The 19,603-nt window shown below is 64.4% G+C and carries 18 protein-coding genes; 16 read left to right on the top strand and 2 right to left on the bottom strand.

Going from position 1 to position 19,603, the window contains the following annotated elements; all coding sequences use genetic code 11:
• Nucleotides 1–74: 74 nt before the first annotated feature.
• The 11 genes from phnG (at nucleotide 75) to HZB49_RS21005 (ending at nucleotide 11,079) form a co-directional block, all read left to right on the top strand.
• Complete coding sequence (gene phnG / locus HZB49_RS21055; protein WP_291614869.1) at nucleotides 75–536, top strand: phosphonate C-P lyase system protein PhnG; 462 nt, start codon at nucleotides 75–77, stop codon at nucleotides 534–536.
• Nucleotides 537–539: 3 nt separating this feature from the next.
• Nucleotides 540–1,145, top strand: coding sequence for a phosphonate C-P lyase system protein PhnH (gene phnH, locus HZB49_RS21050; RefSeq protein WP_291614867.1), 606 nt, complete (start codon nucleotides 540–542; stop codon nucleotides 1,143–1,145).
• Nucleotides 1,146–1,148: 3 nt separating this feature from the next.
• On the top strand, nucleotides 1,149–2,246 hold the full coding sequence (locus HZB49_RS21045; RefSeq protein WP_291614865.1) for a carbon-phosphorus lyase complex subunit PhnI: 1,098 nt from the start codon (nucleotides 1,149–1,151) through the stop codon (nucleotides 2,244–2,246).
• A complete protein-coding gene (locus HZB49_RS21040) occupies nucleotides 2,243–3,127 on the top strand; it encodes an alpha-D-ribose 1-methylphosphonate 5-phosphate C-P-lyase PhnJ (protein ID WP_291614864.1) in 885 nt (294 codons plus the stop codon). Before HZB49_RS21045 ends, HZB49_RS21040 begins: the two co-directional genes overlap by 4 nt.
• A complete protein-coding gene (phnK, locus tag HZB49_RS21035) occupies nucleotides 3,120–3,914 on the top strand; it encodes a phosphonate C-P lyase system protein PhnK (protein ID WP_291614861.1) in 795 nt (264 codons plus the stop codon). Before HZB49_RS21040 ends, phnK begins: the two co-directional genes overlap by 8 nt.
• An 8-nt stretch (nucleotides 3,915–3,922) precedes the next feature.
• On the top strand, nucleotides 3,923–4,621 hold the full coding sequence (gene phnL / locus HZB49_RS21030) for a phosphonate C-P lyase system protein PhnL (protein WP_291614859.1): 699 nt from the start codon (nucleotides 3,923–3,925) through the stop codon (nucleotides 4,619–4,621).
• A gap of 12 nt (nucleotides 4,622–4,633) precedes the next feature.
• Nucleotides 4,634–5,788 (top strand): alpha-D-ribose 1-methylphosphonate 5-triphosphate diphosphatase, encoded by a 1,155-nt coding sequence (locus HZB49_RS21025; RefSeq protein WP_291614858.1) that lies wholly within the window; start codon nucleotides 4,634–4,636, stop codon nucleotides 5,786–5,788.
• Nucleotides 5,785–6,408, top strand: a complete 624-nt coding sequence (gene phnN, locus HZB49_RS21020; protein WP_291614856.1) for a phosphonate metabolism protein/1,5-bisphosphokinase (PRPP-forming) PhnN — start codon at nucleotides 5,785–5,787, stop codon at nucleotides 6,406–6,408. The genes HZB49_RS21025 and phnN overlap by 4 nt, the downstream gene beginning before the upstream one ends.
• 543 nt (nucleotides 6,409–6,951) lie before the next feature.
• The gene (nikR, locus tag HZB49_RS21015; RefSeq protein ID WP_291614854.1) at nucleotides 6,952–7,443 is read left to right on the top strand and encodes a nickel-responsive transcriptional regulator NikR; all 492 of its coding nucleotides are present in this window, start codon (nucleotides 6,952–6,954) and stop codon (nucleotides 7,441–7,443) included.
• 236 nt (nucleotides 7,444–7,679) lie between these two features.
• Entirely contained in the window at nucleotides 7,680–8,783 is a 1,104-nt protein-coding gene (locus HZB49_RS21010) for a HoxN/HupN/NixA family nickel/cobalt transporter (protein ID WP_291614852.1), read from the top strand.
• A 268-nt stretch (nucleotides 8,784–9,051) separates the two neighbouring features.
• Nucleotides 9,052–11,079: a TonB-dependent receptor gene (locus tag HZB49_RS21005; RefSeq protein WP_291614850.1), complete on the top strand. Its 2,028-nt coding sequence runs from the start codon at nucleotides 9,052–9,054 to the stop codon at nucleotides 11,077–11,079.
• Nucleotides 11,080–11,084: 5 nt separating this feature from the next.
• On the opposite strand, the gene cybH is transcribed toward HZB49_RS21005, so the two are convergent.
• Nucleotides 11,085–11,810, bottom strand: a complete 726-nt coding sequence (gene cybH, locus HZB49_RS21000) for a Ni/Fe-hydrogenase, b-type cytochrome subunit (RefSeq protein WP_291614848.1) — start codon at nucleotides 11,808–11,810, stop codon at nucleotides 11,085–11,087.
• A 45-nt stretch (nucleotides 11,811–11,855) separates the two neighbouring features.
• Nucleotides 11,856–12,080 (bottom strand): hypothetical protein, encoded by a 225-nt coding sequence (locus HZB49_RS20995; protein ID WP_291614846.1) that lies wholly within the window; start codon nucleotides 12,078–12,080, stop codon nucleotides 11,856–11,858.
• A 109-nt stretch (nucleotides 12,081–12,189) separates the two neighbouring features.
• On the opposite strand from HZB49_RS20995, the gene HZB49_RS20990 reads away from it, so the two are divergent.
• The 5 genes from HZB49_RS20990 (at nucleotide 12,190) to HZB49_RS20970 (ending at nucleotide 19,588) form a co-directional block, all read left to right on the top strand.
• On the top strand, nucleotides 12,190–14,301 hold the full coding sequence (locus HZB49_RS20990) for a methyl-accepting chemotaxis protein (protein WP_291614845.1): 2,112 nt from the start codon (nucleotides 12,190–12,192) through the stop codon (nucleotides 14,299–14,301).
• Nucleotides 14,302–14,413: 112 nt separating this feature from the next.
• Nucleotides 14,414–15,733, top strand: a complete 1,320-nt coding sequence (locus HZB49_RS20985) for a DUF3422 domain-containing protein (protein ID WP_291614844.1) — start codon at nucleotides 14,414–14,416, stop codon at nucleotides 15,731–15,733.
• An 80-nt stretch (nucleotides 15,734–15,813) separates the two neighbouring features.
• A complete protein-coding gene (locus HZB49_RS20980) occupies nucleotides 15,814–16,830 on the top strand; it encodes a HupU protein (protein WP_291614843.1) in 1,017 nt (338 codons plus the stop codon).
• On the top strand, nucleotides 16,827–18,266 hold the full coding sequence (locus HZB49_RS20975) for a nickel-dependent hydrogenase large subunit (protein ID WP_291614842.1): 1,440 nt from the start codon (nucleotides 16,827–16,829) through the stop codon (nucleotides 18,264–18,266). Before HZB49_RS20980 ends, HZB49_RS20975 begins: the two co-directional genes overlap by 4 nt.
• A gap of 230 nt (nucleotides 18,267–18,496) precedes the next feature.
• Nucleotides 18,497–19,588, top strand: a complete 1,092-nt coding sequence (locus HZB49_RS20970; protein WP_291614841.1) for a hydrogenase small subunit — start codon at nucleotides 18,497–18,499, stop codon at nucleotides 19,586–19,588.
• The last annotated feature ends 15 nt before the right edge of the window (nucleotides 19,589–19,603 follow it).

Below are 19,603 nucleotides of genomic sequence, written 5' to 3'. Positions count from 1 at the left end.
TCACGAAACCTTCATGCAGCGTCGGTATCTGAGTTGTCTAGTAGCATAGACAACTTGGAACCGGCAAGGCCGCGATGGGTGCAACCGCTGAAGATGCCATCGACGCACGGCGCAAGGCCGCGATGACGGTGCTTGCGAGCGTCGCCGGCGCCGAGATCGCGCGCTGCCTGAATGCGATCGACCTGCCGGCGCATGCCGAGCTTCGCGAGCCCGAGAACGGCTTGGTGATGGTGCGCGGCCGAATCGGCGGCGACGGCGCGCCTTTCAATCTGGGCGAAGCTACGGTCTCGCGTGCCGCGGTTCGGCTGGCCACCGGCGAGGTTGGCTTCGGCTATACGCTTGGCCGCGATCTCGCCAAGGCGCGGATGATCGCGCTGTGCGACGCCATGGTGCAATCGCGCGGATACGCCGATGCAGTGGAGGCCAATGTGCTGGCGCCGTTGCGGGCAGAGATGCTCGCAAGGCGCAGCCGCAAGTCCGCCGAGGCCGCGGCGACGCGGGTTGATTTCTACACGATGGTGCGCGGTGAGGGGTGAGCGATGGTGACGGTCGCCGAAATGCCGGCTGGCTTTGCGGACAAGGTCTTGTCGGCGCAATCGACGTTCCGCTCCGTGATGGACGCGATGGCGCGCCCCGGCAGCGTGCAACGGATTCATGCGGTCCCGGGAACGCCGGCACCGATGATGCGCGGCACGGCCGCGATTGCGCTCACACTGTTCGATCACGATACGCCGGTCTGGCTCGACAAGGCGATGTCGGCGACGGCGGATGTCGGCAAATGGCTGAAGTTCCACACCAGCGCGCCCGTCATCGCGGACTCCGCCGCGAGCGCCTTTGCCCTGGTCGGCAATCCGCACGACATTCCGCCGCTAGATCGCCTGGCGCTCGGCAGCAACGAATATCCCGATCGTTCCACCACGCTGATCATGCAGGTCGACAGCCTCCACGCGGGGCCCGCCTGGGAACTGATCGGTCCCGGCATCGACGGCGCGGCGGTGCTGCAAGCGACGGTCCCGGCGAACTTGTTCGATCGGCTTGCGATCAATGCGGTGCTGTTCCCGCGCGGCATCGACGTCGTGCTGGTGCATGACGATGCCGTTGTCGCCATCCCCCGAACCACGCGGCTCGCCGCGCACGGAGCCTGAGCCATGTACGTTGCCGTCAAGGGCGGGGAACGCGCCATCGAGAACGCCCATCGCCTGCTGGCGCATGAGCGCCGCGGCGACCGCGACGTGCCGGAGATATCGCTCTCCCAGATTTCGGAACAGCTCAGCCTCGGCGTCGACCGCGTGATGACCGAGGGCTCGCTCTACGACCGCGAGCTGGCGGCGCTCGCCATCAAGCAGGCGCGCGGCGACCTGATCGAGGCGATCTTCCTGGTGCGCGCCTTCCGCGCCACCCTGCCGCGCTTCGGCGCAACCGAGCCGGTCGACACCGGCGCCATGCAGGTGCGCCGGCGCATTTCCTCGACCTTCAAGGACATTCCGGGCGGTCAGGTGCTCGGGCCGACCTTCGACTACACCCACCGACTGCTCGATCCGCAACTGGCGGGGGCCGGCTCGCCGGAAGCGCCCGCTACCGCCGAACCGCTGGCTTCGATGCCGCGCGTGACCGACATTCTCGGCCGCGACGGGCTGATCGAGCCGTCGCCGGAAACGGACGCCGATGCTCCGGTCGGCGATCTCACCCGCGAGCCGCTGAGCTTCCCGGCCGACCGCGACCTGCGCCTGCAGAACCTGGCGCGCGCCGACGAAGGCTTTCTGCTTGCGCTCGGCTACTCCACCCAGCGCGGCTATGGCCGCAGCCATCCCTTCGCCGGCGAAATCCGCTTCGGCGATGTGGAGGTCGAGTTCTATGCCGAGGATGCGGGCTTTGCCGTGCCGCTTGGCGCAATGGCGATGAGCGAATGCCAGATGGTCAACCAGTTCAAGGGCTCGGCCACCGAGGCGCCGTGCTTCACCCGCGGCTATGGCCTCGCCTTCGGCCAGAGCGAGCGCAAGACCATGTCGATGGCGCTGGTCGATCGTTCCTTGCGTGCGCGCGAGCTTGAAGAGGAAATCAAGGCGCCGGCGCAGGACGAGGAATTCGTCATGTCGCATTCCGACAATGTGCAGGCGACCGGCTTTGTCGAGCACCTCAAACTGCCGCATTACGTCGACTTCCAGTCCGAGCTCGGCCTGTTGCGCAAGCTGCGCGCGGAATTCTTCGAAGCCGCCTCCGAGCCGCTCAAGGAGGCCGCGGAATGAACGCGACGGCCTACAACTTCGCCTATCTCGACGAACAGACCAAACGGATGATCCGCCGCGCCATCCTGAAGGCGATCGCGATTCCCGGCTATCAGGTGCCGTTCGCCAGCCGCGAGATGCCCATGCCTTATGGCTGGGGCACCGGCGGCGTGCAGGTGACCGCGGCGATCCTCGGCCCCGGCGATGTGCTCAAGGTGATCGACCAGGGCTCGGACGACACCACCAACGCGATATCGATCCGCAAGTTCTTCGCCAGGACTGCGGGCGTGGCGACGACGACCTCGACCGGAGAGGCGACCGTGATCCAGACCCGGCACCGCATTCCCGAGGCGCCGCTGCATTCGGGCCAGGTGCTGGTCTATCAGGTGCCGATTCCCGAGCCGCTGCGCTTCCTCGAACCGCGTGAAACCGAAACGCGGCGCATGCATGCGTTGGGCGAGTACGGGCTGATGCATGTGAAGCTGTACGAGGACATCGCGCGCTTCGGCCATATCGCCACCTCCTACGCTTATCCGGTGAAGGTGAACGCACGTTACGTGATGGATCCCTCGCCGACGCCGAAATTCGACAACCCCAAGATGGACGACTGCCCGGCGCTGCAGCTGTTCGGCGCCGGCCGCGAGAAGCGCATCTACGCCATCCCGCCGCACACCAGGGTGGTGTCGCTCGATTTCGAGGACCATCCGTTCACGCGCTACCGCTTTGACGCGCCCTGCGCGCTCTGCGGGGCGGATGATTCCTATCTCGACGAGATCGTCACCGACGACCGGGGCAGCCGGATGTTCGTCTGCTCCGACACTGACTACTGCGAAGGCCGGCAGGCGGCCGGCCACCGCGGCACGGAAAGCGCAGCGCCGCACAAGGAGAGCGCGCATGGCTGATCGTCTGACGGAAAATGATCAGCCGTTGCTGCTGGCCGAAGGTCTCGGCAAGAATTATGGGCGGCTGACAGCCTGCCGCGACGTCTCTTTCGCGCTCTATCCCGGCGAGGTGTTGGCCGTCGTCGGCGAGTCCGGTTCGGGCAAGTCGACGCTCCTGCAATTGCTGTCGGCGCAGCTGGCGCCGAGCGCGGGCCGCGTGTCCTACCGCATGCGCGACGGCGTGCTGCGCGATCTGGCTTCGCTGGGCGAGGCCGAGCGGCGCTTCCTGTTCCGTACCGATTGGGGCTTCGTGCACCAGGACCCGGCGCAGGGGCTGCGCATGGCAGTCTCGGCCGGCGCCAATGTCGGCGAGCGGCTGATGGCGGTTGGCTGGAACCATTATGGCCGCATCCGCGAGGCGGCGTCGAACTGGCTCGATCGGGTCGAGATCGAGACCTCCCGCATCGACGACGCGCCGCGTACCTATTCCGGCGGCATGCGCCAGCGCCTGCAGATTGCGCGCAACCTCGTCACCGAGCCGCGCCTCGTCTTCATGGACGAGCCGACCGGCGGGCTGGACGTCTCCGTGCAGGCGCGGCTGCTGGACCTGATGCGCAATCTCGTCAGCGAGCTTGGGCTGGCCGCCATCATCGTCACCCATGATCTCGCGGTCGCGCGACTGTTGTCGCACCGCGTGATGGTGATGAAGGGCGGGCAGGTGATCGAGACCGGACTGACCGACCAGGTGCTCGACGATCCCCGCGAGCCCTATACGCAACTTCTCGTTTCCTCGATCCTGCCGCCATGAGCTCGCTGATGACCGCGATGATCGAACTCAGCAATGCCGAAAAGACCTTCACGATGCACCTGCAGGGCGGCGTCGAGCTGCCGGTGGTACGCGGCGTGTCCTTTCATGTCGACGCCGGCGAATGCGTCGTGCTGTCCGGTCCGTCCGGGGCGGGCAAGTCGTCGATCCTGAAGATGATCTACGGCAACTACCGTTGCGACGGCGGACGGATCGGCATCCGCCATCGGGGTGCGGTGGTCGATCTGGCAGGAGCCGAGCCGCGCCAGGTGCTTGGCATCCGCCGTTCCACCATCGGCTATGTCAGCCAGTTCCTGCGCGCCGTCCCGCGCGTGCCGACCATCGACGTTGTCGCCGAGCCCCTGATTGCAAACGGTGTGAGCCGGGAGGACGCGCGTGAGCGTGCAGGCGCTCTCCTGCGCCGCCTCAACATTCCCGAGCGTCTGTGGCGGCTGCCGCCCTCGACCTTCTCCGGTGGCGAACAGCAGCGCGTCAATATCGCGCACGGCTTCATCTCCAACTATCCGATCCTGCTGCTCGACGAGCCGACTGCCTCGCTCGACGCCGCCAACCGTGCCGTCGTGGTCGAGCTGATCGAGGAAAAGAAACGCAAGGGCGTCGCCACGGTCGCGATCGTCCATGATGATGAAATCCGCAAGGAGATCGCCGATCGCATCGTCGATGTGACGGCCTTCGCCGCGGCGGCATGAGGGAAGACTGAAATGACGTCGAGGTCTGAAATCATCCTTGGCAATGCCCGCCTGGTTCTCGCCGATCGCGTGATCGAGCAGGGATGGGTCGTGATGGCCGACGGCCGTATCGCCGAATTCGGCGAGGGCAGGGCGCCGGCCGGCAGCGAGGACGCCGGCGGCGATCTCGTGATGCCCGGCCTGATCGAGCTGCACACCGATCATCTCGAGGCGCACTACGTGCCCCGCCCAAAGGTGTTTTGGGACGCGACGGCCGCCGTCGTTTCCTATGACGCCCAGCTTGCAACCTGCGGCATCACCACGGTGCTGGATTCCCTGCGCGTCTGGCGCGAGGACGGCGCGGAGGACGTCGACGGCCGTGCCGGCGTGCTCGCCGCCGCCATCACATCGGCCCGCGAGGCCGATCTGTTGCGTGCCGATCATTTCCTGCATCTGCGCTGCGAAATCCCGATGCCGGACGTGGTCGAGGAGGCGAAGGAACTGATCGATCGGCCCGATGTGCGGTTGATGTCGCTGATGGACCACACGCCGGGCCAGCGCCAGTTCCGCGACGAGGGCAAGCTGCGCGACTATTATCGCGGCAAGAACGGCGGCATGACCGATGCCCAGCTCGACGTGCTGTTCGAGCGGCGCTTCGCCTACCAGAAGGCCCATGCCGCGACCAACATGCGCGCCATCGTCGCGCTGGCGCACGAGTACAGGATCCCGCTCGCCAGCCACGATGACACCACGCAGGAGAACGTGGCCGATGCGATCAGCGACCGCGTGGCGGTGGCCGAGTTTCCGACCACCATGGAGGCCGCGCGCGGCCTGCACCAGGCCGGCATCGACATCCTGATGGGCGCCCCCAATGTGGTGCGCGGCGGCTCGCATTCCGGCAACATCGCCGCGGTCGATCTCGCCCGCGAGGGCCTGCTGGACATCCTCTCCTCGGATTACATCCCCTCGAGCCTGCTGATGGCCGCGCTGCAATTGCCGCGCGATGTGCCTGCGATTGATCTCGCTTCCGCCGTGCGCACCGTGACCAAGACGCCGGCCGAGGCCGTGGGGCTGGCCGACCGCGGCGAAATCGCGGTGGGCAGGCGTGCGGATATCATCCGCGTCCACGTTGCGCGCGGCATCCCGGTCGTGCGAAGTGTGTGGCGGGAAGGGCGGCGCGTGGCATGAGCGAGGCACTGACGATGCCGGAAGCGAACACGGCTGCGATCGGGCCAGGAAAGCTGGTGTTGGTGGTGGGACCGAGCGGCGCCGGCAAGGATACGCTGTTGGGCCTTGCGCGAGCGGCTTGCGCCGACGACCCGCAGATCGTGTTCACGCGGCGCGTGGTGACGCGTGAGGCCTCCAGCGCGGAGGACAACGAGCAGATGAGCCTTGAGGCCTTTCGGGACGCCCGGGCGCGGGGTGCCTTCGCAGTCGAATGGGAAGCGCACGGCCACGCCTACGGCCTTCCGCGCGGCATCGAGGAAGACATCCGGGCTGGCCGCACCGTTGTCGCCAACGTCTCGCGTACCGTGATATCGGCGCTGCGCCATGCCTACGCCAACGTCGTGGTAGTACAGATCACGGCGCCCGCCGACGTACTCGCCGAGCGGCTTGCCGCACGCAAGCGCGGCAGCGACGGCAACATCGCCGAACGGCTTGGCCGCAGCGTCGAAGACGCCGAGCCCGACGCCACCATCGTCAATGTGTCCAGCGCGGAGTATCACGCACGGCAGCTAGTTCGCATCATTGGCAACGGCGGGTGGGATGGATCGAGCCGCGATGTCGGAAGCGCGAAGCGCCGGTGAGCCGGTTTGTGCGATAATGCCGCCGAATCTGCGATTGAGGCATTTCTGGTGCAGTGGCCCACACCCGGTCCTGGTGCGATCACGAGGTTGTGCTGCTGATTTGCCCGACGTGTCAAGTATCGCCGCAGCTCAAGGCGGCATTGCCGGTGACCGCCCCGCTACTTTGCATGGGGTTGTTTTCGATATTTTGGTTTGGGGGGAGCGGGCGTCGACCTTGCTCCCCGGAAGCGAGGCTTGCCGAGCCGGAGCTCGCGGCCGCGCCCGCCTTCGCCCAGGTGGGCTTCGGCGCGGCAGCCTTCACTCGCTTCGCCAGGTGTCCGCGGCAGGACTCGAACCTGCAACCAGACCGTTATGAGCGGGAGGATATCGATCGGGTTCGTTGATTTTGCTCTGCTTTCGCTTGTTTTCGGTCGCATTCGCTGCGTTTCACCGAAGTCGTTTCTGGTGCGAAACTGGTGCGGTGTCCGCACCGCCGGACCGAAGCAAATTGACCCGAGCAGCGCGGGCCAACTAGTCTGCTCGCGAAAGCGAAAGGGACGCGCGATGGAACGCATCACGGCGACGCTCGATGAAGATCTGGTCGAAGAGCTCGATCGCTTTCAGAAGGAGCGCGGTTATCAGAACCGGTCGGAAGCCCTGCGCGACCTCGTGCGGACAGGCTTGCGCGAGACGATCCATGAGAACGAGGCTGGCGCTTGTGTGGCCGCGTTGGTCTATGTCTACGACCACGAGGTTCGGGAACTCGCCAAGCGGCTGACAACTGCGCAACACGACCATCATGACATCTCGGTTGCAACTGTGCACGTTCATCTCGACCACCAGTCCTGCCTTGAGGTCGCCGTGCTTCGCGGTTCATCGGCCGAGGTGCGGCATTTCTCGGAGCACATCATCGCCGAGCGTGGCGTGCGTCACGGGCGGCTCGTGGTCGTTCCGGTGGCGCTCGAGGCGGAGGCGCACGCCCATGGCGGCAAGACCCACACGCATGCCCATGCCCGGGTTCGTCACGCCGGAGGCCCTGCGAAGTCGGGCCGCTGAGTTGCCACTGCCTGGACAATTGGTTTCCACTTGTCCCTGCACAGGCCGCATTGGACTTCGGTCATGCAGCCCTATCCCTCTCCGACATAACTGAATTCATTTGCCTTTTCGTCAATGCCCGCTGGCCCGGCCGCGGCTGGCGCGGCTCTTGCTCTGAGTATGATGATTGTTTCAAATGATCTTACCTTCAGCGGTGCGGGCGTTCCGCGCTGTTTCAACGCGATTGGAGCGCTGGGATGAACGTTGGTTTAGCACTCGCTGTAGCAAGGCCTGGCCCAGTTCGCGTCGGCACGATCTCATTGTTCACGGGACTGATCCTCGCCAACGTCGCCGCTTGGGCCTGGGCTTTCGCGGCATTTTCCGACCGCCCCGCGGCCATCGGCACGGCCTTGCTCGCCTGGGTTCTTGGGCTGCGGCACGCGGTCGATGCCGATCACATTGCGGCCATCGACAACGTCGTGCGCAAGCTGATGCATGCCGGCGATAGTCCGCGCAACGCCGGTCTCTATTTCTCTCTCGGTCATTCCACCGTCGTGGTGGCCGGCACGATCCTGCTGGCCGCGGCGGCTCTTCAACTGGGTGACGGCGATGGGATGATCCGGACCGTCGGAAGCCTGATCGGCACGTCGGTCTCCGCGCTGTTCCTGCTGCTGATCGCTGTCGTCAACCTGGTCATTCTCGCCGGTCTCTGGCGGACCTTTCGCGCGGTCCGCGCGCGCGGCGTCGGTGAGTTGGAAAGCATCGACGCCATCGCCGCAGCCCATGGTCTGCTGGGGCGGCTGTTGGGCCCGATGTTCCGCATGGTGACTCGGAGCTGGCATATGTATCCGCTCGGGCTGCTGTTCGGGCTCGGCTTCGACACGGCGACGGAAATCGGATTGCTCAGCCTGTCGGCGGCGGAGAGCGCGCGGGGCCTATCGGTGTGGAACGTGCTGGTATTCCCTGCGCTGTTCACCGCCGCCATGGCGCTGGTCGATACCGCCGACAGCGCAATGATGGTTAGTGCCTATCGTTGGGCCTTCGTCGATCCGTTGCGCAAACTCTGGTACAATCTCACGATCACCGCAGCTTCGGTGGTCGTTGCGGTCTTCATCGGCGGCGTCGAAGCGTTTGCCTTGCTCGGCAAGCGGTTCGGACTCGATGGCGGGCTATGGGAAGCCGTCGCGGGCCTCAACGACAGTCTCGCCAATTTTGGCTTTGCCGTGATCGGGCTGTTCGCGCTGGTCTGGGTCGCTTCGATCGCACTGTACCGTCTGTCGTTTGCTGATCGGCGTACACCCGTCCGCGTCGAGGCACGGGATCGCGGCGACGGGTGCACCAATGCGGTCGAAGCGTTCTAGGTCGGCCGAGATTGCTTGCCGGTGCGCCATCACCGCTGCGTTCGGCGCGTGCAGCAATACCGCCACCGCTCACGACACGAAAGAGGCCACGCCGCTGCCGCCGATTGAGGTGATTGCCGATCCGAAGCCCCACAAGCAGCGCGCAGCCCGAAGCCGCGCAAAGCCTGTCACATCCGCCGGCCGCCCCATTGTCTATATTGCGACGCCCTCATCTGATTCCTCGGGCGGCGCGCCGGGTGTCGCATCGGGACCAAGCGCGCAGCAACGCATGGCGAGCGAGATCAACGTGTCCGGCGATGAAATGCGCGCGCGTCCGGTCACGCGTCCGGCCGAATTGCTCGAAGCCGCGCCGGGATTGATCGTCACCCAGCACTCAGGGGAAGGCAAGGCCAACCAGTACTTCCTGCGCGGCTACAATCTCGACCATGGCACCGATCTCGCAATCACCGTCGACGGCGTGCCGGTCAACATGCGAACCCACGCGCACGGCCAGGGCTATGCCGATCTCAACTGGCTGATCCCGGAAACCATCAGCGCGATGGAGGTACGCAAGGGCCCATATTTCGCCGACGAAGGCGATTTCAGTTCGGTCGGCAGCCTGCATATCGGCCTGATTGACCGCCTTGCAAAGGGGATCGCGCAGGTGACGGCGGGCAGCTTTGGTTATCGCCGACTTCTTGGCATGGATTCGGCAAAGGTCGGTGACGGCACGCTGCTCGTTGCGGGGGAAGTCGGAACCTATAACGGCCCCTGGGACAACCCGGACAATGTGCGCAAGCTGAACGGGCTCGTGCGCTACAGCCAGGGCACGGCGACCGACGGCCTGACGGCGGCTGCCATGGCCTATTCCAACAAATGGAATTCGACCGATCAGGTGCCGCAGCGCGCGATCATCTCGGGCCTGATCGGCCGGTTCGGCGCTGAGGATCCGAGCGACGGCGGCAATGCCAGTCGCTTCGCGCTCTCGGCGCGCTTTGCACAAAGCGACAATGCCGGTTCATTGAAGGCAAATGCCTATGTAGTCAGGAGCCAGTTCGACCTGTTCAGCAACTTCACCTATTTCCTGAACAATCCCGTGCTCGGCGATCAATTCCATCAGCACGACGACCGGCTGATGGTCGGCGCCAATATTTCCCGCACGCTGAGCGGATCGTTCGTTGGCCTGCCGGCGCAGACGACCTTCGGCCTGCAATCGCGCTATGATGCGATCGATCTTGCGCTGATCAATACGTTCCAGCGCGGCTTCCTTTCCAACATCCGCAGCGACAAGGTGGGCGAGGGCAGTGTCGGCATCTATGGGCAGACCACCGTGGGCTGGACCGACTGGTTGAGGACGACGGCGGGCCTTCGCGCAGATATTTACGACGCGCGCGTCAATTCCGCGTTCAATGCCAACAACTCCGGCCATGCCAGCGCTGCGCTCGCCAGCCCCAAATTCACAATGACGATAGGACCGTTCAACAAGACCGAATTCTTCATCGGCGCCGGCTACGGCGTGCACAGCAATGACGCGCGCGGCGCGACGACGACGGAGGATCCGGCCGATCCTACCACGAAACTCACGCCCTCCCCGCTCCTGGTGCGCGGCAAGGGTGCCGAGGTTGGCTTTCGCAGCAAGTTCATCCCGGACCTCGACACGTCACTAAGCGTCTTCATTCTCAATCAGGACTCCGAGATCGTATTCAACGGCGACAGTGGCGATACCTCCGCCAGCCGTCCGAGCCGGCGCTACGGTTTCGAATGGACCAACCACTACCGGCCGAGATCCTGGATCGACATCGAAGCCAACCTCGCCATGACGCATGCGCGCTTTCTCGGCAACAACAGCGACCAGGCTGCGGTTTACGCTTCGCTTGCCGGTTATCCCGACGCGCAGATCGGCAATGCGCCTGGCAACTACATTCCGAATGCCCCGGCGATGGTGGCATCTGCCGGCGTCACGCTGGGCGAGAAGACCGGCTGGTTTGGCGCGTTGCGCTGGCGCTACCTCGGTTCCACTCCGCTGACGGAGGACAATGCGTTCCGTTCCTCGCCGGTTAGCACTGTGAACGGGCGGATCGGTTACCGCACCGACAACGGCTGGCGTATCCAACTCGACGCACTGAACTTGTTCAATGCCAGGGCCAACCAGATCACCTACGCCTACGGTTCGCTCCTCAGGACCGATCCGCTCTACGGCCTCTGCTATCCCGTGCAGACGGCGCCTGCGGCCGTGTGCCGCAACGGCGTGATGGACTACGTCCTGCACCCGGTCGAGCCGCTCGCGCTGCGTCTGACGCTGGCGGGGACGTTTTGACGAACTCAGTCCGGCCGGGAATCGCGAAACGTACGCTCGCCGGTGATGATGGCCGACAGCATGCTCTGCCGCGACATGATGTCTTCGCGCAATGCGGCATAGACGTGCATGATGACGAAGATCACGATGAACCACATGCCGAGATGATGGATGGTGTGCACGTCCTGGCTGTTGGGAAAGATCCGGAATACCCAGCCGAACGACCTGTACCACAGGCTGTCGACGCCCTCGCCTTCGCCATACAGGGCAAAGCCCGTCAGCATCATCATCACCATCGCCACGACGAAAAGGAACATGGCGGCATTGGCGAGCGGATTGTGGCCGATATATTTCTTCGGGTAGCGCACCAGGAACAGATACCAGCGCAGCTCGTACAAGAGGCCCCAGCGCCAGATCCTGTTGTGCAAGGGCAGGGCAAAGAGTTGGCGCGAATACTGATTGCCGACGAAGGCCCAATAAACCCGGTAGAGAAAGCCCGCCGCGAGTACCTGCCCTGAGGCGAAGTGAACGAAGCGGATGTAGCCCATCGTGTACCAGTTGCTGGCTTCGCCCGGCATCGACGGCAGCGGCGAGGCGATCAGATAGCCGGTAACGGCCAGAAGGCAGATCGCGGCCGCATTCAGCCAGTGCCAGATCCGCACCGGCGCCTCGTAGACGTAGATCGATTGACGGCTCCTGCCGGCGGCGTCGACCGCATCGAGCGTTCCCGGTATCCCGGAGATCTCGGTCATCGTTTGCTCCTGCTCTCGAGCGATTCGACGCAACGAACAAGCGAATCAGCCGTTGCTTAAGACAATATCGCGATGGCTCGCCGGCAGAATCACGGTGGCGAAAAATTTTTCGTGACGCCCGAATGCGCCGAAGAATTGCGGAAATGGAAACAAGCTCTTTCTATGCGTGGAAATTTTCCTTTCATGCCTCGCTTGAAACTCCATCATCTTTTTCATCGCCTGTGCGATGTGGTCGAGCAAATGGGCACCATGTACGACGGGGCGTTGCATCGTGACGGCGCCATTCGCCGCACCGCGGCAATTCACGGTTTACCGATGTTTAGGGGAGTAGCCGTCATCGTCGGTTCATTTCGAGCTTCCAGCCAACGGATATTGCGAAATGAGTCAGACCTACATCGCCCGTGCTTTCGTCTCGCAACGGCAGGGGATTGCCGACCTCTTCCGCGGGCAGGGAAAGATGAACGCCGCCGCCATGAGCCTTCCAAAGAGCGAGCCGGTCTTCGCCAACTTCTCCATCAAGGTGAAGATCATGATGGGATTTGCGGTAGTCCTGTTGTTGTCCGCCGTCACCATGGGCGGCGCCTGGCTCGGTTACGAAAAGATTCTCGACGGTTTCAGCGTCTACCGGATCAGCATGTCCGAATCCGACTATGCGCGCGAGATCGACAGTTCATTGGCTACTTATCAGAACAATGCCCGCCATTTCGCGCTGACCGGGACCAAAGAGGCGGAAGCTGCTGCCGAAGAGGCGAGGCGTGGGCTCGAGCGCACCATTACCGCCGCCAAGACCGAGACTTCGACCTTGAACTGGCAGCAATCGATCAAGGATCTGTTCGAGGCCTATCGCGCCTATACGGATTCCTTCAACAAGGTGCTGGCGCTGCGATCGGAGATCGATCGCCTTCGCGTGGCGCTGGCCGAAGGAGCGGTCGCAATAGGATCCGGTCTCTCAGCAGCGAAGTCGACTGAGGTCCGGCGCGACAACGACGGTACGGCAACCGCAGCCGACCTCATCGAGCGCTTCGAGGCGGTGAGCCTCATGGCGGCAACGGAACTGAAAAGGCACGACAGTGAACTTGCCGAAGGCGCGGTGCGGCGGCTGGAGGCGATCGCCGGTATGATCGATCAGGGCGCGCTGCGCGGGATGGACGCGGCCGGAGAAAAGTCCCTTGCCGATCGCATCATCGCCTATCGCGACGGATTTGCCCGGGCCGTTGCATCGGGTCGGGAGATAGAACGCCTGACGGAAGCCATGCGGCAGCTGCGCCACAGCCTTTCAGGGGCGGCGGCCTCGATCAAACGCGTTGCGATCGCCGGGCAGGTTGACGCAGAAAAGAAAACGTCGGAGCAGATCGCAAGCGGCCAATCGATCGTGGTGGCACTTGCACTCGCTTCGATCGCGATCGGACTCGTGCTCTCCTTTGCGATCGGGCACGGCATCGCGCGGCCGGTGATTTCGATGTGCAGCGCCATGATCGAACTCTCCAGGGGAAAGTACGAGATCGTGCTGCCGGGTCTCGGCCGGCGCGACGAGGTCGGCAGGATGGCCGGTGCGGTGGAGATGTTCAAGCGCCAGGCAATTGAGCGCGCCGAGCGGGAAGCCGCCGAGATCGAGGAGCGCAGCAAGTCCGCAGCCGAACTGCGCCGCGCCGAACTGGCCAGATTTGCCGGTGGCTTCGAAGCTGCCGTCGGCGACGTCGTCAACGACATATCGAACTCGGCCCGGCACCTGGAAGCAGCCGCCTCCACGCTTTCCCGCAACGCCGAAGCGGCGGGACAACTCACCACTGCGGTGGTAGGCGCGTCCCGGGAATCGGCCGGTAGCATCCGCTCGGTTGCGGCAGCCGCCGAAGAGTTGTCGCTCTCGATCAACGAGATCCGTACCCAGGTGAGAAATTCGAACGACATCTCGGAAAACGCGGTGCAGCAGGCCAAGGAAACCGACCTGCGGATCGCGACGCTGGCCGAGGCCTCGCATCAGATCGGGAATGTCGTGAAGCTGATCACGGCGGTCGCGGAGCAAACCAATCTGCTGGCGCTCAATGCCACGATCGAAGCGGCACGCGCCGGCGAGGCCGGGCGCGGCTTTGCCGTGGTCGCGTCCGAGGTGAAGTCGCTTGCGAGCCAGACCGCGCGGGCGACTGAGGAGATCGGCTCCCATGTCCAGGGCATGCAGCAGGCGACAGGTGAATCGATCGTGTCGATCAAGAAAATTGCCGGCACGATCGGCGAGATCTCCTCCATCTCGAGTTCCATCGCATCCGCGGTCGACCAGCAGACCGCCACCACGCTGGAGATTGCGCGAAGTGCGCAGCAGGCTGCGTCAGGCACGGGTCAGATGTCGGCCAATCTCGAGCAGGTCAATCGCGAGGCGACCGAGACAGGTTCGGCCGCGTCAGCGGTGCTGCAGTCTGCGCGGGGACTTGCCGAAGCAAGCCACCGCCTTCGTGCCGAGCTCGACCGGTTCATGGCCAACGTGGCGGCGGCGTGAACTCTCCGGATCGGTCAGAATCGAGCCGGCTGCGGTTGCGCGGGGAGGGGGGGCCTGTGGTAGTGAACGGTCGGCTCGCACGGTGCGGCCGGAGCGCCATCGAGGGCATTGAATGGATCGAGACACCGGTCTTGCTGGCTTCGAGCTTCATCCGCAACGCGAGGCGATACTCGGCGAGGTGCATGCCCGCCCGTTCACGCGGCTGACGGCGCCGCTCGGCGTGCTCCGCCTGGCGTTCCTCAACCATGGCGAGGCGGCAGCCAACGACCGGAAAAGCCTTGTTGCTTTTTGCGAGGCGCATAGACTTGACGCGCCGGAGCCGACCGCCAAACACCATCAGGCGAATATCGGATCGATCCTGTTGCGTTGGGAACAGCATTCGGAGTTCACGACGTTCACCTGGATCTGGAGCAAGACGGAATCGACGTCGCGCGTGTTCGGCGAGGTGAGCGAGGAGCTTTCGTCGTTGATCCACTCGCTCCCGCTGACCGGCCGGCTGCTGGTGGCGGTCAAGCTCGAGGTCGAGCAGACACCCGCCGCGGTCGAACGCGCCGAGCAGTTGTTGGAAAGGAACAGTCTTGCAATGGTCGCCGTGCGAAGCGGTGCTGCCGTCGTTGCCTCGGATTTTCGCGCGGATGAGCAGGGTTTCGTTCGCGTTCTCGTCTGCAACGAGGGACTGTCGCCCGGTCGTCTCGGCGCCTTGGTGCAGCGGGTATTGGAGATCGAAACCTATCGGACGCTGGCGCTGCTCGGCCTTCCCGCGGCGCTCGAGCTTGCGCCTTCGGTCGACCATATCGGGCGACGTCTGGTCGATGTGCTCGAGGAAATGCAGGGCGCCGAGGACCTGAAGCTCAACAATCACCTTCTGGGCGAACTGACTGCGCTTGCCGCCTCGCTCGAGCGTGGGGCGGCGGCCAGCCTGTTCCGCTTCGGTGCGAGTCGGGCTTACTACGACATCGTACAGGCGCGCTTGTCCGTCATAGAAGGCGGCGAGATTTCTGGCTATCCCACCTGGTCGTCTTTTCTTGCCCGCCGGATGGCGCCGGCAATGCGGACCTGCGCCACCATGGAGGAGCGCCAGGCCAATCTGTCGATCAAGCTCGCGCGCGCAGCCGATCTCCTGCGTACCCGCGTCGATGTCGAGCTCGAGGAGCAGAACCGCGATCTGCTGCGTTCCATGAATGAGCGGACCCGGCTGCAGTTGCGGATGCAAAGCACGGTCGAGGGGTTGTCGGTGGCGGCGATCGGATATTACGTCGTCAGCCTGTTCGGCTATCTCGCCAAGGGAGCGCATGATAGCGGCCTGCATGTCGAGCCGTCGTTGGCCACGGCTGCCTTCGTTCCGATTGCGGTAGGGGTGATATGGATCGTCATTCACAACATCCGCACGCGGCATCTGAAGCACGACAACGCTTCCCCGGCGCAAGATTGAGCTTTCTCAAGTCAGTTCCTTGCGCTTATGGTAGTCGACGAGGCTGGGCCGGAGAGGCCCGCAACAACTGAGAGGGGGACATGACCCGATCCGACGGGATGACCAACGTCCTCTGGCTGCAGGGTGCGAGCTGCGGCGGCTGCACCATGTCCATTCTCGAAAGCGGGGCCTCCGGCTGGTTCGACGAACTCCGGCAGTTCGGCATCAACCTGCTTTGGCATCCTTCGGTCAGCGAGCAGACCGGTGAAGAGGTTGTCGAGGTGCTGGAGGCGGTCCTTGATGGCGAGGTTCCGCTCGATCTGCTGCTGCTCGAAGGTTCGATCGCGCGAGGTCCGAATCACACAGGGCGCTTCAACATGCTCGCGGGCACCGATCGCTCGGTCTATCGCTGGATGGTGGATCTCGCGCCGCGCGCCGACTACGTGGTCGCGGTCGGAAGCTGCGCGGCCTATGGCGGCGTGCCGGCGGCCGGCTCCAACCCGACCGACGCGGTTGGCCTGCAGTTCGAGGGCTCCGATGCCGGCGGTGCCTTGGGGGCGGGCTTCCGGTCGCGCCTTGGTTTGCCGGTGATCAATGTTGCCGGCTGCGCGCCGCATCCGGGCTGGATGATGGAAACCCTGTTGGCGCTGATGTCAAAGGATCTTTCCGCCACCGAGCTCGACGCTTACGGGCGCCCGAAATTCATCGCCAACCATCTTGCGCATCACGGCTGCTCCCGCAACGAGTTCTATGAGTTCAAGGCCAGCGCCGAGAGCATGTCGGAGCGAGGCTGCCTGATGGAGCACCTCGGCTGCAAGGCGACGCAGGCGGTCGGCGACTGCAACCAGCGTTCCTGGAACGGCGGCGGCTCCTGCACCAAGGGCGGCTATGCCTGCATCGCCTGCACGTCGCCGGGCTTTGAAGGTGCGCAGAACTTCCTCGAAACGGCGAAGCTTGCCGGTATTCCCGTCGGACTTCCGACAGATATGCCAAAAGCCTGGTTCGTTGCGCTTGCGGCGCTGTCGAAATCGGCGACGCCACGACGCGTCCGTCTCAACGCGACGTCCGATCACGTGGTCGTGCCGCCGGGCCGGTCAGGCGGCAAGCGTTCGCCATGACGCGGATCACGATTGGCCCGTTCAACCGCGTCGAAGGCGATCTCGAGGTGCGCCTCGATGTGGAGGAGGGGCACGTCGTGCGCGCCGAGGTGACGGCGCCGCTCTATCGCGGCTTCGAGCAGATCCTCGCCGGCCGGCCGCCGCTCGATGCGCTGGTGCTGGCGCCGCGGATCTGTGGCATCTGCTCGGTCTCGCAATCGGTGGCGGCAGCCGCCGCACTGCGCGACGCCATGGGATGCGAGGCCGCTCCGAACGGGCTGCTTGCCACCAACATTGCGCATGCCGCGGAAAATGCCGCCGATCATCTTACGCACTTCTACCTCTTCTTCATGCCCGACTTCGCCCGCGAGACCTATTCTGCCCATGATTGGTACGGGGCAACCAGCGAGCGCTTTGCGGCGGTGCGTGGCAATGCGGCGCGCGAGGCGTTGCCCGCGAGGACGCGGCTGCTCGAGACCATGGGCATCATCGCCGGCAAGTGGCCGCATAGTCTCGCCTTCCAGCCCGGCGGCACCACGCGGGCAATTGACCTCGGCGAGCGCGTCCGGCTGCTGTCGATCGCGACTGCGTTTCGCTCCTTCCTGGAGCGCGTCGTCTTTGCGGATTCGCTGGAAAACGTGTTGGCGATCGCGACCGCCGAGGAATTGGACCGCTGGCGCGACGGCCGCAGCGGTGATTTCTCCTGGTTCCTTCGACTCGCCGACAGCCTGCGGCTGGCCGACCTCGGCCGAGGGCCGGGATTGTTGATGAGCTACGGCGCCTATCATGGCATGAACGGCGAACTCTTTCCGCGCGGCATCTTCGCGCCCCGGGCAACGGTCGAGCCGCTGCCGCTCGCGCAAATCACCGAGGACGTTTCGCATGCGTGGATGCGCGAATCCTCCGCCGATCCCGCCTACAGCACCACGGTTCCGGATCCCGACAAGGCCCAGGCCTATAGCTGGTGCAAGGCGCCGCGATTGTCCGGGCAGCCGATCGAAGTGGGGGCGATTGCGCGCCAGACGATCGCGGGACAAGCGCTGGTGGCCGATCTCGTGTCGGCCAGCGGCAGCAATGTCCGCAATCGGGTGATCGCGCGCCTGATCGAGACTGCATGTATTGCCCTTGCGATGGAACAGTGGATCAAGGCGCTGCGCCTGTCGGAGCCGTTCTGCGTGAATTCGCGCGACATCGCTGACGGCGCCCATGTCGGGCTGGTTGAAGCCGCGCGCGGCAGCCTCGGGCACTGGGTGGCGGTACGCGGCGGAAAGATTGAACGCTACCAGATCATCGCACCGACCACCTGGAATTTCTCGCCGCGCGACTCCCTTGATGTCGGTGGTCCGCTCGAACAGGCTCTGGTCGGGACCGATGTCGGAGAGGCGGGGCCACGTGCTGTCGCCATCCAGCACATCGTCCGCTCGTTCGATCCCTGCATGGTGTGCACGGCGCACTGAACTCCCGAGCCAGCGGATATCAAGGGGCGGAAACTTCGTTGCCGCCTGAAAGTCGAATTGTTTCCGCTTCCGCCGATTACGGCGATCCTGTGCCTTGCAGATTGCGCGGTCCGATTCTGCAACAGTCTGGAATATCTCCATTTTCATCGCTCCCCCCGCGGTTGGCCTGCTTCTTGCTGTCCTGCGTGATGAGAAGTCGTTCGCGACAAAGATCAGATGGGAGGGGGCTTATGGGTGCGGCAACAGAGACTTTTTACAGCGTGATCAGGCGTCAGGGCATCACGCGTCGGAGCTTTCACAAGTTCTGCAGCCTGACGGCCACCAGCCTCGGGCTCGGTCCGCTCGCGGCGAGCCGCATTGCCAATGCGCTCGAGACCAAGCCGCGCGTACCCGTCATCTGGATGCACGGGCTGGAATGCACCTGCTGCTCGGAGAGCTTCATTCGCTCGGCCCATCCCCTGGTGAAGGACGCCGTCCTGTCGATGATCTCGCTCGATTACGACGACACCATCATGGCGGCGGCAGGACATCAGGCGGAGGCGATTCTCGAAGAGACCCGCATCAAGCACAAGGGGCAGTACATCCTCGCGGTCGAAGGCAACCCGCCGCTCAACGAGGGCGGCATGTTCTGTATCGACGGCGGCAAGCCGTTCGTCGAGAAGCTGAAGATGATGGCCGAAGACGCAATGGCGATCATCGCTTGGGGCGCATGCGCCTCGTGGGGCTGCGTGCAGGCCGCCAAGCCCAATCCGACCCAGGCTACGCCGATCGACAAGGTCATCACCAACAAGCCGATCATCAAGGTGCCGGGATGCCCCCCGATCGCCGAAGTCATGACCGGTGTGGTCACCTTCATCACCACCTTCGGCAAGTTGCCCGAGCTCGACCGCCAGGGCCGGCCGAAAATGTTCTATTCGCAGCGCATCCACGACAAATGCTACCGGCGACCGCATTTCGACGCCGGCCAGTTCGTGGAGGAATGGGACGACGAGGCCGCGCGCAAGGGCTATTGCCTCTACAAGATGGGCTGCAAGGGACCGACCACCTACAACGCCTGCTCGACCGTGCGCTGGAACGGCGGCGTGTCTTTCCCGATCCAGTCCGGCCATGGCTGCATCGGCTGCTCGGAGGACGGCTTCTGGGACAAGGGCTCGTTCTACGACCGCCTCACCAACATCAAGCAGTTCGGGATCGAGAAGAACGCCGATCAGGTCGGCATGGTAGCGGCCGGCGCCGTCGGCGCGGCGGTAGCCGCGCACGCGGCGGTGACCGCCGTCAAACGTCTCGCCGGCAAGCGCGAAGACGCCGCCCAAGATCAGTAACGGGATTCAAGGAAA

Origin of the sequence: Bradyrhizobium sp. (genome assembly GCF_016219575.1) — a bacterium.
Lineage (GTDB): Bacteria > Pseudomonadota > Alphaproteobacteria > Rhizobiales > Xanthobacteraceae > Bradyrhizobium.
The sequence above is the reverse complement of the archived record's forward strand: the minus strand, read 5'-3'. Positions and strand labels throughout refer to the sequence as shown.